Below are 14,344 nucleotides of genomic sequence, written 5' to 3' on the forward strand. Positions count from 1 at the left end.
CCACTGCCGCCCGTCCGCCCCCGTGATCCTGTCGACCATGCCGGGCATGGTGCCAGAACTCGGCAAGCGCGCTGGATCAGCCGTTGAGCGCCGCCACCGCGTCGGGCAGCTCGGCCAGGTCGGCGATCACCACGTCCGCCCGGACCGGTCCGGGCGCGGGGGCGCCCGCCCGGTTCAGCCAGACGGTACGCAGACCGGCGCCCGCCGCACCGGCGACGTCATGGTCGTAGGAGTCCCCGACGTACACCACCTCGTGCGCCTGCGCCGACGCCGCCGCGAGCACCGCCTCGAAGAAGCCCCGGGCCGGCTTCTTCGGCACCCCGTTCTCCAGCGCGTACAGCTCGAACGCGAACCGGCCGCCGAGCCCGCACCGGTCGGCCAGGCTGTTGGCGTTCGTGGCATACCCGAGGCGGTAGTCCCGGCTCAGCTTGTCCAGCACCGCGGTCACCCCGTCGAACGGGCGCGAGTGCGCATACCGCACCTCGAAGAACAGCTCCAGCCACCGGTCCAGCTCGTGCTCGCGCCCCGCCCGGGCCAGGGTGTGCCGCATCGCGGCAGCCCGGATGTCGCGCGCGTGGCGGTCGGCCAGCAGCGTCCAGTGCTCCTCGGCGTCCGCCGTGAACAGCTCCAGGGTCAGCGCCGGGTCGGCCACCGCGGCGGTGACCGCGCTCAGGCCCGCCGTCACGGCGGCGCGGATGTCCACCAGCGTGTCGTCGGCGTCGAAGGCGACAGTTGTGATCATCGGTACACGTTAGCGGAACCGCAGGTCAGCGCCTTGCACCGTCACTCGCAGGGGGTACCTGGTCCCATGTCGCGAGACGGCGCGGCCCGTCCGGCAGTTGCGCCAGGCGCTCATCGATCGCCGGACGCAGGTCGAGCAGCGTCTCGTCCGCGTCGTACGCCGCCTTGATCACTCCGCTCTCGACTCACGTCCGTCGACGCCTACGCTTAGCCCGTGGACACCGCACAGACGCTCGACCGTGGGCTGCGCCTGCTGACCCTGGTCGCGGACACCCCCGGCGGGCTGACCGTCACCGAGGCCGCCAACCGCCTCGGCGTCGGCCGCGCCGTGGTGTACCGGCTGGTCACCACGCTCACCGAGCACTCCCTGGTCCGTCGTGACTCCGGCGGGCGGCTGCGGCTCGGCCTCGGCCTGCTGCACCTGGCCCGGCGCGCCCAGCCGCTGCTGGCCGACGCGGCACTGCCCGCGCTGCGGCGCCTGGCCGACCAGGTCCACGCCACCGCCCACCTCACGGTCGCCGACGGCGACGAGGCGGTCGCGGTCGCCGTCGTCGAACCCAGCTCGACGATGTTCCACGTCGCCTACCGCACCGGCTCCCGGCACCCGCTCGCCTCCGGCGCCGCCGGCCGCGCCATCCTCTCCGACGCCGCAGGCTGGACCGTCTCCACCGGCGAACTCCAGCCCGGCGCATACGGCATCGCCGCCCGCATCCACCACGTCGAAGGCCTCCGCGCCTCCGTCGGCGTCGTAGCCCTGGCCCCCCTCGACACCCCCACCGTCGGCCCCCTCGTCGTAGCCGCCGCCACCACGATCGCCACCGCCCTCACCTGACCCACCGCCCGCCGCCGCGGACCGCCGCTGGTCGCCGCTGACCGTGGGCCGTGGGCCGTGGGCCGAGATCGTCCGACTTGCCTGGCGCCTGTGCGTATCTTGAAGCGCCATTCGCCCAGGTGCCTGGCAAGTCGAGTGACCTTGAGCGGGCGTGGGGAGGGTGGGCGGCGGGCCGTCGTCCACAAGTGCCCACAGGCGATCCACATGGTTGTCCACAGGGGTTCGGCCGGTTATCCACAGGATCGTGCACAGGGATCGCGGATTTGGGGCACGCTGTGCGGCGTGCTTCGTGTCGATCGACCCAGGCGACTGGCCTGGCAGGTGTTCCGTGGGTCCGACGCCCTGCGGGAAGGGCTGCTGACAGCCGAGCACGGGCCGAGTCACCCCAGGAGTCCCGTCTCCGGCTGGGCTTGGTCCGGGCCGGACTGCCCCGGCCCGAACTGCAGCATCCGGTTGCGGTGGGCGGCCGCGTGCTGCACCCCGACCTCGCCTGGCCGGAGTTCAAGGTCGCGATCGTTACGACGGCGCGTGGCACGACGCCCCCGACCAGTTCCACCTCGACCGCCGACGGCTCAACCTGCTCGTCAACGACGGCTGGATCGTCCTGCACGTGACCAGCCGCCGCATGCGCACCGACTTCGCGGGCATCGTCCGCGAGGCCAAAACCGCCCTCCGCTCCCGCGGCCGGCACCCTAGATCGCTCGACTTACCAGGCACCTGTGCGAAAGGCACATCAAGATACGCACAGGTGCCAGGCAAGTCCGACGATCAACGCGCGCTGCGCGCGGCGGACCGTGGCCCCGGGAAGCGGGGGTGGGTCAGCGGCGGCCGATGGTGAGGGTGGGTTTGGAGGTTTCGGCGAAGAAGTCGTTGCCCTTGTCGTCGACGACGACGAAGGCGGGGAAGTCCTCGACCTCGATCTTCCAGACCGCTTCCATGCCGAGTTCCGCGTACTCCAGGACCTCGACCTTCTTGATGCAGTCCTGGGCGAGCCGGGCGGCGGGGCCGCCGATGGAGCCGAGGTAGAAGCCGCCGTACGCCTGGCAGGCCTTGGTGACCTGGCCGCTGCGGTTGCCCTTGGCGAGCATCACGTAGGAGCCGCCCGCGGCCTGGAACTTCTCCACGTACGCGTCCATGCGGCCGGCCGTGGTCGGGCCGAAGGAGCCGGACGCGTACCCCTCGGGGGTCTTCGCCGGTCCGGCGTAGTAGACGGCGTGGTCGCGCAGGTACTGCGGCATGGGCTCACCGGCGTCGAGGCGCTCGGCGATCTTCGCGTGGGCGATGTCGCGGGCCACGACGAGCGGTCCGGACAGCGACAGCCGCGTCTTCACCGGGTGCTGCGCGAGCTCGGCGCGGATCTCCGCCATCGGCCGATTGAGGTCGATCTTGACGACCTCGTCGGAGACGTCCTCGGCGGTGACCTCGGGCAGGTAGCGGGCCGGGTCGGTCTCCAGGCGCTCCAGCCATACGCCGGAGGGGGTGATCTTGGCGAGGGCCTGGCGGTCCGCGGAGCAGGAGACCGCGATGGCGACCGGGCACGACGCGCCGTGCCGGGGCAGCCGGATGACGCGCACGTCGTGGCAGAAGTAGCGGCCGCCGAACTGCGCGCCGATGCCGAAGTTGCGGGTCAGCTCCAGGACCTCGGCCTCCAGCTCGACGTCGCGGAACCCGTGCGCCAGCATCGAACCCGACGACGGCAGGTTGTCCAGGTACTTCGCCGAGGCCAGCTTCGCGGTCTTGAGCGCGTGCTCGGCCGACGTGCCGCCGATGACGATCGCCAGGTGGTACGGCGGGCAGGCGCTGGTGCCGATCAGGCGCAGCTTCTCGTCCAGGAACCGCATGAACGAGGCGGGGTTGAGCAGCGCCTTCGTCTCCTGGTAGAGGTACGACTTGTTGGCGCTGCCGCCGCCCTTGGCCATGAACAGGAACTTGTACGCGTCCGGGTGCCCGTCCGGGTCCTCGGCGTAGAGCTCGATCTGGGCGGGCAGGTTGGTGCCGGTGTTGCGCTCGTCCCAGGTGGTCAGTGGCGCGAGCTGCGAGTAGCGCAGGTTGAGGCTGGTGTACGCCTCGTACACGCCGCGGGCGATGTTGGCCTCGTCGTTGCCGTCGGTCAGCACGTGCCGGCCGCGCTTGCCCATCACGATCGCGGTGCCGGTGTCCTGGCACATCGGCAGCACGCCGCCGGCCGCGATGTTCGCGTTGTGCAGCAGGTCCTTGGCGACGAAGCGGTCGTTCGGCGAGGACAGCGGGTCGTCGATGATCGACGTGAGCTGGGCCAGGTGCGCTGGGCGCAGGTAGTGGGCGATGTCGTGCATCGCCTCGGAGGTCAGCTGGGTGAAGATCTCCGGCTCGACGGTGAGGAACTTGCGCCCACCCGGCCCGCTGACGACGTCGACGCCCTCGTCGGTGACGAGGCGGTAGTCGGTGGTGTCCGCGCCCAGGGGCAGCAGCGAGGAGTAGGCGAAGTCAGTCACGCGAAAAAGGGTACTCATGTGCCATCGGGCCGCAGAATTCGCGCCCTGGCTAATCGAACGGGAGGTAACCGAGATCACGCCGCTGGCCCAGCAGCAGGCCCTTGTCGTCGGCCGCGAGCACCTCGGCGTCGGACTTGACCTCCTTACGGACCTTGCCGTCCTCCGGGTTCAGTGCGATCACCCGGTTCGGGCCGCGGTCGGACACCACCACCACGGTGCCCCGCAGCGCCGCCGACGCCTCCGGGCTGATCTTCCGATGCCACAGCGCCTTCGGCTTGCCCGGGTTCTTCCCGTCGGGCACCACCGCGCTCAGCCTGCGGCCGTCCGCGGAGCGCACCAGCGCCAACCCGCCGGTGACCCCGAGGATGTGCTCGCCCACCGCGCACAGCAGCACCTGCTCGCCGAATCCGGCCTCGATCAGCTGCTCCCGCCCGTCGATCGTCAATCCGACAAGCACGCTGTCGGTGCCCGCGGGCAGGCGGCGCTGATCGCAGCCGCCGCCGTCGAACGTGCGCAGGTGCTGCCCGGCCGGCAGGGGCCACACCCGCTGCCTGCTCACCGCGTCGAGTCCGACGACGACGATGTCGCAGCCGCCGTCGCGCGGTGTCACGCTGCTGCGCACGATGCGCCCGCCCGCCACGGTGACCTTGTCCCGCCGTCCCGGTTCCAGCGGCGGGTCCAGGCGCGGCTCGGACCGGCGCGGGTCGACCACGTACACCTTGCCGTCTATCGGGAAGGCCAGCAGCTCGGGGCGGGTCCCGGGCTCGTGGCGGTCCGCGATCCGGTCCGACTCGATCGGCTTGGTGCCCAGCAGCTCCGGATTGTCGGCGAAGAGCACGAACCCCATCCCGGGCAGGCCGGTGGACCAGATCTTCGAGCCGGTGGCGGGGCTGCGGCCGGAGACCTCGCAATCCTTGGGCGTACGGCAGGCGACGTCCACGATCTCGTCGCGGTACGTCCACACGGCGGAGGCCTCGCCGTCGCGCCAGACCACCGCGCCGCTCCGCGGATCGAGCACCTGGTATCCCTTGACCAGCAGCTTCCCGGCGACGATGACCGGCTTGTCGGTGGGACCCGCGACCGCCGACCAGTCCGCCTCGGTCGAGAAGTTGCGCCGGCCGGTGAAACGGCTGAGCGCCTCGACCGAGTCCCGGTGCTCGACGACCACGAAGTCGTCGGTCAGCGTCACCGTCTGCGGAGTGCCGCCGAGCCGCTCCTGCCAGCGCGGCATCGGATCGGCGACCGGGCCGCTCGTGTTGATCCAGGTCCAGAGGTCAGGGAACGGGTTCCAGACGCCGGTGCTCACGAGCACGGTCAGCGCCACGGCCACTGCCACGAGCCAGCCTGCGCCAGCCCTACCCTGAGCCATCCGGTCAGAGTAGCCACGAAACCGTCAAACGTGAGTGACTGTCCGATTCACCCGTGTCGGGCGGCTTTCCCCACCAGCGGCAGCGTCCGGTAGGGCAGCTGCTCGGCCAGCGCGATCAATGTGGACGCACGCAGGATCCCGTCGTACGAAACGATCTCGTCGATGACCCGCTGCAGGTCGGCATTGGACCGGGCCACGATCCGGCAGAGCAGGTCGCCGCCGCCGGTGATGGTGTACGCCTCCAGCACCTCGGGGATCGTCGACAGGTGCGCGGCGACCGGGTCGTGGCCGCCGCTCTGGCGGATCTCCAGCGTGATGAACGCGGTGACGCCGAAGCCGAGCGCCGCCGGGTCCAGCTCCGGGCCGAAGCCCTTGATGACACCGCGCGCGACGAGGCGGTCCAGCCGCGCCTGCACGGTGCCCCGCGCCACCTTGAGGCGGCGCGAGGCCTCCAGCACGCCGATCCGCGGCTCGGCCGCCAGCAGCTCGACGAGGCGTACGTCCAGCTCGTCCACGGTGGGAGTCACCGGCCCATCATGTCACCGCCACCACCGGGTCACCCGACGCCGTTCATCACCGGGGTGTACTTGATCGAACCTGCGGCGACCTCGATGCCCACCGCACGCTCGTCGTCGTACTCGGCCGTCCACCGGCACGCGAACCAGCCCTGGGAGATCTGCAGCGGGATCTTGCGTCCGCTGTTCAACGTGACCGTGCCGCCGGTCGCCCCCTCGGGCGCCACCCCCATTACCCAGCCCGACACACTCGTCGCGTTGCGGAAGTACTTCAGCTCTCGCCAGACCGATACCGAGGCGTACGGGCTCAGCCGCGTGACGACCGCACGCACCATCCCGTCGTCGCGGGAACAGGCGACCATCATGTCCGGCGCGCCGTAGAGGTGCAGGGACCGCTCGCCGTCGCGCAGCGTGAACCGCCGGGGCGGCATCGCGATGGAACCGGCCGCCGTGAACTCGGTCGCCAGGTTGGCCCGGCACGCCTGGTCCGTCGCCCGCTCGTCGTAGTCACCCGGCAAGCGGGAACTCGGGGCCACGAGGATCTCCGAGTTGCCCACGTCGGCCTGCACCACTGCGTCAAGAAGGCCGCCGCGGGGGGCCCACACGAGGAAGAAGCCACCGCCGAACTGCCCACGGAACCGCTGCCCGTCGGGGGCGACGGCGGTGACAGCGGTCGCCCCGGCCGGCACCCGCCCGACGAGATAGTCGCCGGCCAGCTCGTCCGGACTCAGCTGCCGACCGGCCTCCGAACTGACCGCACGCCCGCGGTACCGGCCGATGTAGGTGATGCCGGTGCCGACGTCGATCAGCAGGCGCCGGGTGTTGTCGGCGGCATGCTCGGTCCCGATCGTCACGCCGTGGGCGGTGCGCTCGCACTCCGCGGTCAGCCAGTCGTTGCCGTACAACCGGATGCCCAACTCGCCGTCGAACCGCTCGATGAGCAGGGGCGGCAACCGGTCCCGGTCCTCCGCTCGCAGGGCGCCGCGATCGAACTCCAGCCACTTCCGGTCGCACTCGGCGGCGAACCCGGCCTGCCAGGCGGTCGCGTCGGCCGACGCGCTCGGCGTCGCCACCGGGTCCGCCCGATCCACCCGACCCGGCGGCCAGGCCAGCAACCCGGCGACCAGCAGCACGGTGGCGCCGGCGACCGCCCAGGCGGCCAGGCGGCGAGAGCGCCGCGCGCGGTGTTCGATCTCGCGCACGGTCATGGTGAAGCGCTCCTCTGCGTATTCCTCGGCCAGGTGCCGCCGCAGGTCGTCAACGGTCATCACGCCACCTCCGTGGTGGGCCTCAGCGCGGTCAGCACGGTCGGTGTTAGCTGGTGACGCAGAGCCTGCACGGCGCGGTGCAGGTGGGTGTTGACGGTGCCTTCAGCGATGCCGAGCAGCTCGGCCGTCTCGGCCACGCTGAGGTCGGCCAGCAGCCGCAACGCGACGACCTCCCGCTGGCGGCGCGGCAGCGCCGCGAGCTCGCGGCGCAGCCCGCCGCCCGGCGCGGTCACGGCGGCGGCCCGGTCCGGGGGATCGCCGAGCACCTCCCTGCGCAGCCGCCGCCACACCGAACGCCGCACGTTGAACGCGACCCGGAGCACCCAGGCCGTGGGGTTGGGGTGGGCGCGCACCGTCTCCCAGCGCGCGCAGGCCCGGGCGTACGCCTCGGCCACGGCGTCCTCCGCGCCCGCCCGGTCGCCGCCCGCCGCGAGCACCGCGCGGAACACCGCGTCCTTGCCGCTGAGGTAGAAGTCAGCGAAGTCGTCCATGGCCCCGTCTCCCCTTGTCACCGGGGATACGCCCGGGAGCCGCCCGAGCATGACAAGGCTTGATAACGATTCGATAACTGGTCAAGTTGTATAGCATTTCCGCCCGCCCATCAGTCGTTCTGCGCAATCTGATCAGTGATGGACGAGACAGTTGCCCAGGTCACGGAGCTGGGTAAATCTTTCGACATGACCGCTGTAGCGCACCCGGCCGCCACCCACGCGTCGCCGGCGCAGATGACCGACCCGTTCCCCGTGAAGGGTGTCGACCACATCGCCTTCCTGGTGGGCAACGCCAAGCAGGCGGCCCACTACTACTCCACCGCGTTCGGCATGACGCTGGTCGCCTACCGCGGCCCGGAGCAGGGCTTCCGCGACTACGCCGAGTACGTGCTGACCTCGGGCAGCGCCCGGTTCGTGCTGCGCGGTGCGGTGCACGCGGCCGCGCCCGGCGCGGACCACCACGCCCGCCACGGCGACGGCGTCACCGACATCGCGCTCGAGGTCCCCGACGTCGACGCCGCCTACGCGTACGCGGTGGCGCACGGCGCGACCGGCCTGCAGGAGCCGTACGACGAGAAGGACGAGCACGGCACCGTGCGCATCGCGGCCATCGCCACCTACGGCGAGACCCGGCACACGCTGCTCGACCGCTCCGGATACACCGGCCCCTTCGAGCCGGGCTTCGTCGCCCGCGAACCGCTCGTGGACCGCTCGGCCGCGGTCGAGGCGGGCTCGCCCAAGCGCTTCTTCCAGGCCGTCGACCACGTGGTCGGCAACGTCGAGCTGGGCCGGATGGACGCGTGGGTGGAGTTCTACCACCGCGTCATGGGCTTCACGAACATGGCGGAGTTCATCGGCGACGACATCGCCACCGACTACAGCGCGCTGATGAGCAAGGTCGTCGCCAACGGCACCCGCAAGGTGAAGTTCCCGCTCAACGAGCCGGCGATCGCCAAGAAGAAGTCGCAGATCGACGAGTACCTGGAGTTCTACGGCGGCCCGGGCGCGCAGCACATCGCGCTGGCCACCAACGACATCCTGGCCACCGTCGACGCGATGCGCGCGGCGGGCGTGGAGTTCCTGGCCACCCCCGACTCGTACTACGACGACCCGGAGCTGCGGGCCCGCATCGGCAACGTGCGCGCCCCGATCGAGGAGCTGAAGAAGCGCAAGATCCTGGTCGACCGGGACGAGGACGGCTACCTGCTGCAGATCTTCACCAAGCCGGTGCAGGACCGCCCGACGGTCTTCTTCGAGCTCATCGAGCGGCACGGCTCGCTCGGCTTCGGCAAGGGCAACTTCAAGGCCCTGTTCGAGGCGATCGAGCGGGAGCAGGAGACCCGCGGCAACCTCTGACCGCACTGCCCGCCAGGGGGCGCCGGCCGACGCGTATGCCGAGGCAGGCGCCCCTTCTCCCCGCCTGGCGCGTACCCTCGACGGCTGCGCGGACATGGAAGGATGTCGCGCATGACCTCCCCCTCTTCGCCACCGCCGCCGGTCGACCCGGTGCACCTGCGCGGCCCGGTCCCGCCGCAGGGCCCGGCACCCGTGCCCGGTCTCGTGCCGCCGCAGGGCCTGCCCGGACCGTGGGCCGGGCAGCCCACCGGCTGGGTGCCCCCGCCTCCGCCGCCCGGCGCCTGGTCGCATGTGCCCGTCCCGCTCGCGCCCAACGGGCAGCCGCTGGCCGGCTTCGGCGAGCGCCTGCTCGCCTTCATCCTGGACAGCGTCATCGTCTCGGCCGTGAGCATGATCTTCACGTTCCCGCTGATGTTCCTGTGGCTGTTCGCGGTGATGGACTGGACGGCGACGCAGACGAACACCTCCTACGGCGACCCCTACCGCGAACCCGATCCGTCGGAGATCTTCGGCATGTTCGGGATCATGTTCGCCTTCATCGGTGCCGTGTTCCTGATCAACCTGCTGCTCACCTACCTGTACCTGGTCGAGTACCAGCTGCGTAAGGGCGGCGAGACCATCGGCAAGCGGGTACTGAAGCTGCGCGTGATCAAGGTGCAGCCCGGCCGGGCGCTGACCCGGGGCGATCTGACCAAGCGCTGGGCCGTGGAGCGGGTGGCGGGTGTCTTCGTGCCGTTCTTCAGCTACCTCGACGGGTTCTGGCAGCTGTGGGACAAACCGCTCCAACAGTGCCTGCATGACAAGGCGGCGCAGACCGTCGTGGTGAAGGTCGGTTAAATAGCAGTCATGACGATCAGTCCTGGGTGGTACAAGGACCCCGCCGATCCCAGCACGCAGCGGTACTGGGACGGCGAGGGCTGGCTCGGTGCGCCCCTGCCCGCCGACGCGACACCGCCGGACGGGCCGCCCGCCGCACCGCCTCCCCCGCCGCCGCCCGCGGGACAGCCGACGCACCCGGAGCAGCAGACCCACCCGGCCCACCCGGGGCAGCAGATCCACCCGGGGCAGCAGGCTCCGGTCAGCGGCGCCCGGGACGGCGCCGTGCCGCCGGTGTTCCCGCCGACGGGTATGCCGCCCGGCCCCGGCATGCGCCCCCTGCCGCCCGGCTGGCCGCACCCGGTGCCCCAGCCCCCGGTGCGCCCGCACGGCCTGCCCCTGGCCACTCCCGGGGCCCGGCTGGTCGCCCGGATCATCGACACGATCGCGCTGGTGCTGCTGAACGTCGTGGTCAACGGTTGGTTCATCTACCTGTTCCTGCGCGAGTACATCCCCTTCGCCGAGTCCATCGGCGACAAGTACCTGGAGACCGGCAAGCTGCCGCTCGACATGGAGCGGCCGGCGCAGATGGACGCGCTGCTGCTCGTGATCATCCTGATCGCGCTCGCGCTGTGGTTCGCCTACGAGGTGCCGGCGACCGCGCACACCGGGCAGACGCTGGGCAAGAGACTCGCCCGCATCAAGGTCGTACGGGCCGAGAACCTGGACCCGCTCGGCGTGGGCCGGGCCTGGCGGCGCTGGAGCCCGCTGGCCATGCCGCTGCTGCTGCTGTCCTGCTGCGGCCCGTGCTTCGTCATACTTCAAATGGTTGACGTCGTATTCATCCTGTTCGACCGCCAGCAGCGCTTGGCCTGGCATGACCGTTCGGCGGGCACCTACGTGGTGCGCCTGCCCGACCCGGTCCGTACCGAGAAGAGAGGCACACCATGAGCGAACGATCTGAGCGCGGCCTGACCAGGGCCGACCTCGACGCTCTGCCGAACTACGTGCCCGGCCGCTCCGTGCCCGGCGCGATCAAGCTGGCCAGCAACGAGGTGCCGTACGGGCCGCTTCCCGGCGTGGTCGAGGCCGTCGCCGACGCCGTCGCGAACGTGCACCGCTACCCCGACATGGGCGTGGTCGCGCTGCGCGACCGGCTCGCCGCGCGCCTGGGCGTGCCCGCCGAGCGCGTGGTGACCGGCTGCGGCTCCGTCGCGCTCGCCGAGCACCTGGTACGGGCCACCTGCCTGCCCGGCGACGAGCTGCTCTACGCCTGGCGCTCCTTCGAGGCGTACCCGATCATCGCGGCCACCACCGCGGCGACCTCGGTGCGCGTGCCGAACACCGCCGAGCACGGCCACGACCTGGCCGCGATGGCCGCCGCGATCACCGATCGCACCCGGCTGATCCTGGTCTGCAACCCGAACAACCCCACCGGCACCAGCGTGCGCAAGGCCGAGCTGGACGAGTTCCTCGCCGCGGTGCCCGACGACGTGCTCGTCGTGCTGGACGAGGCGTACAAGGAGTTCGTCACCGACCCGGCGGTGCCGGACGGCGTCGAGGTCTACGGCGACCGGCCCAACGTCGCCGTGCTGCGCACCCTGAGCAAGGCCTGGGGCCTGGCCGGCCTGCGCATCGGCTACCTGGTGGCCCACCCCGAGGTGGCCGGCGCGGTGCGCAAGGTGGTCACCCCGTTCTCCACCAACATGGCCGCCCAGGCCGCGGCACTGGCCGCGCTGGACGCCGAGACGGAGATGCGCCGCCGCTGCGACCTGGTCATCGCCGAGCGCGACCGGGTGCAGATCGCACTGGCGAAGCTGCTGCCGGGCGTGCCGCCCAGCCAGGCCAACTTCGTGTGGCTGCCGCTGGGCGAGCGGGCCGTGCCGTTCGCACAGGCCTGCGAGGCCGAGGGCGTCATCGTGCGCCCGTTCGCGGGCGACGGTGTCCGCGTCACCATCGGCACCGCCGAGGAGAACGACGCGCTGCTGCACGCCGCGGAGAAGTACCTCGTCTGATCCGGACGCACGAAAGAGCGCTGCCGACCCGGTGGCGCTCTTTCCTTGTACCGGGCGGTTCTCGATGACGGAACCCATGGACGTGTCATGCGGAATCGCTCGCCCGCCACCTGGTCGAACGCCCCCGGAATGCGGTCGGGCCCCCGTAATAGGGTGCAGCTATGACGTGGCGGACCCTGCCCCGCGGAGCTCGGCTCGCGGTGATCGGCGCAGTCTCGGTGGCGCTGCTGGCGGCCGCCGGGCTGGTGGCCTGGCGCGTGCTCGGCCCGGCCGAGGTCGTGACGCCGGCGCGCAAGCCCTACCCCGCGCCGGTCATCCCCGCCCCGGGCCCGATCGGCGTCCTGGTCTCCGCCCCGCTCGTGCTCGACGACCGGATCCGGGTCTTCGCCGCCAAGCGGCAGGTCTGGGCCGACGCGCCGCCGAACTTCAAGTACGAGCGCAGCGCGCTGTGGTCGCTGCGGCGCTGGCCCGCGCAGCTGGTCGGCGTCGTCGCGGTCGGCGGGGGCAGTCCCGTCGTGGTCAGCTCCTGGTCGGACGGCGAACTCGTCGGCACGGACGCCCGCACCGGCACGATCGCCTGGCAGGTGAGTGCCGAAACCCTCGGCGACGCCTACACCGGCCGGCGCACCGGCGCGTCGACCGTCTACCAGCCGCCGGGTCTGTTCACCACCGACAGCGCCGTCATCGTCGCCGGCCCCGCCCACGTCACGGCATACGACCCGGCCACCGGGGCCAGACGCTGGCAGGTCGCCGCACCTTGGACCGCGGGCTGCCGCGGCGTCGACCTCACCTCGGCTCAGCAGTACCTGGTGCACGACACCTGCGCCGGCATCCTGCGGCGCTTCGACACCGCCACCGGCACGGCACTGCCCGACCTGGACGGTGGCGTGACCGCGGCCGAGCCGGTGTCCTGCGCCGTCGGCCACTCCCGCTGCCAGGGCGTACGCCTCACCCGACCGGCCGGCGCCGAGGGTCGCCTGCTCACCGGACCGGCCGCCGAACCGTCCCCGCCGCTGGCGGCGCCCGGTGCGGTCCTCGCCGGCGGGATCGCCGCCACCGCACCGGATCCGGCCGCGGTCACCCGCCTCGACGGCCGTGACCCCGGCACCGGTGAGCTCCGCTGGACCTGGCAGCCACCAGCCGCGGACACCACACCACCGCCGCGCCTGCTGGCCGCCTCCGGCGACCGGGTGCTCCTGCTCGCGCCGGACCACACGCTGATCTCGATCAGCGCCGCCTCGGGCAAGGAACTGTCCCGCACGTCGCTGCAGCTCCACTACGAACCCGACGCCGCATACGACCTCGCCCAGGTGCACACCTCAGGCCGCTACCTGGTCCTCGTCCGCACCATCCCCGGCGCCCCGGCCACCGCCCCCGACGACGACTACTACCTCAGCCCCCGCCCCGTACTCCTCGCCGCCTCCTGACCCACCCCCACCGGGCTGATCATGAACCTATGGCACGGTTCGACGGCGTGTCCCTGCCACCGGTGCCTGGTGACCTTGTCGACGACGTGACCTGGCGACATCGGGGATCACGGAACGGTCGACCGCCAGCCACGCCTCGGTGTCCCGGCAGCGGTCCAGTCCCACCGCCACGAACTCGTCCGCGTCGCGCCGCCGGCGTGTCGCACCGAGGTGCGCCAGGACCTGCGAGATGGGGCTGCCGATGGCCGGGAAGGGCTCGTTCACGTCGACGAACATCGGCCCGATGGCCAGCTCGCCACCAGCCCACAACGCCGCCCGCTGCGTACCCGCCCCGCCGGCATACCCCGCCTCGACGTAACCCAGCGGACCGGTGGTGGACCAGTCGGCCAGCAGTCGTTCGAAGCCGCCGGGAAGCTTCGAAAACCTCAGGCCGTCACCGCGGCCGCCGTCGGTGGCCGAGTCGAACAGCTCATCCGTCATGGGGATCAGCGCGAACCCCTGCCGCAGCGGGACGACGACGGCACCGGGCTGCTGCGCGGCGACCATCCGCAGGACTGCCTCGGCGCCGATGACGGCCTGCAGCTCGTAGCTCATCAGATCCCGGTCCTCCCCGTCGGACGCCCGAAAATCCAGTTCGTCCGACACCTGCCTCCCGGGCAGCGCACCGGGTTCCGCAGATTCTGCCGCAGTCCCGAACACGGCCACCGGCAGGGTGCGTCCCGTGGAGGCACAGCGGCTGGGGTCTGACGGCTGCCGTTTCTTGATCGCCGTTTCGTGTCAGGACATGCGGCTGGACCGCGTTTTCGACGCGAAACAGCGATCACACACCTAGCCGGCGTGGTGGCGGGCACGAAAAAAGGGCCCCTGATAGGGGCCCGAAAAGGGGTGTGGATACGCGTCAAGGCCCACCCCTGGGGGTGGGCCTTGAACAGCGATATTTGTCCGGCGGCGTCCTACTCTCCCACAACGTCCCCGTTGCAGTACCATCGGCGCTGGAGGGCTTAGCTTCCGGGTTCGGAATGTTACCGGGCGTTTCCCCT

13 protein-coding genes and 1 rRNA gene are annotated in these 14,344 nt (G+C 71.5%); 6 read left to right on the top strand and 8 right to left on the bottom strand.

What is annotated here, in order from left to right:
- Positions 1-76: 76 nt before the first annotated feature.
- Positions 77-742 carry an HAD family hydrolase gene (locus tag F9C41_RS39850; RefSeq protein ID WP_155392033.1) on the bottom strand — a complete coding sequence of 222 codons (666 nt, stop codon included), beginning with the start codon at positions 740-742 and terminating at the stop codon, positions 77-79.
- A gap of 213 nt (positions 743-955) precedes the next feature.
- Between F9C41_RS39850 and F9C41_RS39855 the strand changes: the two genes are divergently transcribed.
- Positions 956-1,573, top strand: a complete 618-nt coding sequence (locus tag F9C41_RS39855) for a helix-turn-helix domain-containing protein (protein WP_155392034.1) — start codon at positions 956-958, stop codon at positions 1,571-1,573.
- Between the two features lie 818 nt (positions 1,574-2,391).
- On the opposite strand, the gene F9C41_RS39860 is transcribed toward F9C41_RS39855, so the two are convergent.
- Genes F9C41_RS39860 through F9C41_RS39880 form a run of 5 tightly spaced genes read right to left on the bottom strand, consistent with a single transcriptional unit; the run spans position 2,392 to position 7,690 of the window.
- Complete coding sequence (locus F9C41_RS39860; RefSeq protein WP_155392035.1) at positions 2,392-4,065, bottom strand: fumarate hydratase; 1,674 nt, start codon at positions 4,063-4,065, stop codon at positions 2,392-2,394.
- Positions 4,066-4,096: 31 nt separating this feature from the next.
- Positions 4,097-5,416: a PQQ-binding-like beta-propeller repeat protein gene (locus tag F9C41_RS39865; protein WP_155392036.1), complete on the bottom strand. Its 1,320-nt coding sequence runs from the start codon at positions 5,414-5,416 to the stop codon at positions 4,097-4,099.
- A 47-nt stretch (positions 5,417-5,463) separates the two neighbouring features.
- Positions 5,464-5,943 carry an Lrp/AsnC family transcriptional regulator gene (locus tag F9C41_RS39870; RefSeq protein ID WP_155392037.1) on the bottom strand — a complete coding sequence of 160 codons (480 nt, stop codon included), beginning with the start codon at positions 5,941-5,943 and terminating at the stop codon, positions 5,464-5,466.
- 29 nt (positions 5,944-5,972) lie between these two features.
- Positions 5,973-7,199: a hypothetical protein gene (locus tag F9C41_RS39875; RefSeq protein ID WP_155392038.1), complete on the bottom strand. Its 1,227-nt coding sequence runs from the start codon at positions 7,197-7,199 to the stop codon at positions 5,973-5,975.
- Entirely contained in the window at positions 7,199-7,690 is a 492-nt protein-coding gene (locus F9C41_RS39880) for an RNA polymerase sigma factor (protein ID WP_155392039.1), read from the bottom strand. The genes F9C41_RS39875 and F9C41_RS39880 overlap by 1 nt, the downstream gene beginning before the upstream one ends.
- A 186-nt stretch (positions 7,691-7,876) precedes the next feature.
- On the opposite strand from F9C41_RS39880, the gene hppD reads away from it, so the two are divergent.
- From hppD to F9C41_RS39905, 5 genes are all read left to right on the top strand, one after another.
- Positions 7,877-9,046, top strand: a complete 1,170-nt coding sequence (gene hppD / locus F9C41_RS39885; RefSeq protein WP_155392040.1) for a 4-hydroxyphenylpyruvate dioxygenase — start codon at positions 7,877-7,879, stop codon at positions 9,044-9,046.
- A 111-nt stretch (positions 9,047-9,157) separates the two neighbouring features.
- Positions 9,158-9,883, top strand: coding sequence for an RDD family protein (locus F9C41_RS39890; protein WP_155392041.1), 726 nt, complete (start codon positions 9,158-9,160; stop codon positions 9,881-9,883).
- A gap of 9 nt (positions 9,884-9,892) precedes the next feature.
- On the top strand, positions 9,893-10,813 hold the full coding sequence (locus tag F9C41_RS39895; protein ID WP_155392042.1) for an RDD family protein: 921 nt from the start codon (positions 9,893-9,895) through the stop codon (positions 10,811-10,813).
- Entirely contained in the window at positions 10,810-11,877 is a 1,068-nt protein-coding gene (hisC, locus tag F9C41_RS39900) for a histidinol-phosphate transaminase (RefSeq protein WP_155392043.1), read from the top strand. The genes F9C41_RS39895 and hisC overlap by 4 nt, the downstream gene beginning before the upstream one ends.
- 161 nt (positions 11,878-12,038) lie before the next feature.
- Positions 12,039-13,304, top strand: coding sequence for an outer membrane protein assembly factor BamB family protein (locus F9C41_RS39905; protein WP_155392044.1), 1,266 nt, complete (start codon positions 12,039-12,041; stop codon positions 13,302-13,304).
- 27 nt (positions 13,305-13,331) lie between these two features.
- Here F9C41_RS39905 and F9C41_RS39910 read toward each other — a convergent pair whose 3' ends face one another.
- Both F9C41_RS39910 and rrf read right to left on the bottom strand, forming a co-directional pair.
- Positions 13,332-13,898 (bottom strand): hypothetical protein, encoded by a 567-nt coding sequence (locus F9C41_RS39910; protein WP_155392045.1) that lies wholly within the window; start codon positions 13,896-13,898, stop codon positions 13,332-13,334.
- Positions 13,899-14,244: 346 nt separating this feature from the next.
- Positions 14,245-14,344 (bottom strand): 5S ribosomal RNA (gene rrf, locus F9C41_RS39915); the annotation flags it as partial.

The organism is Catellatospora paridis (assembly GCF_009720365.1).
In the GTDB taxonomy this organism is placed as follows: domain Bacteria; phylum Actinomycetota; class Actinomycetes; order Mycobacteriales; family Micromonosporaceae; genus Catellatospora; species Catellatospora paridis.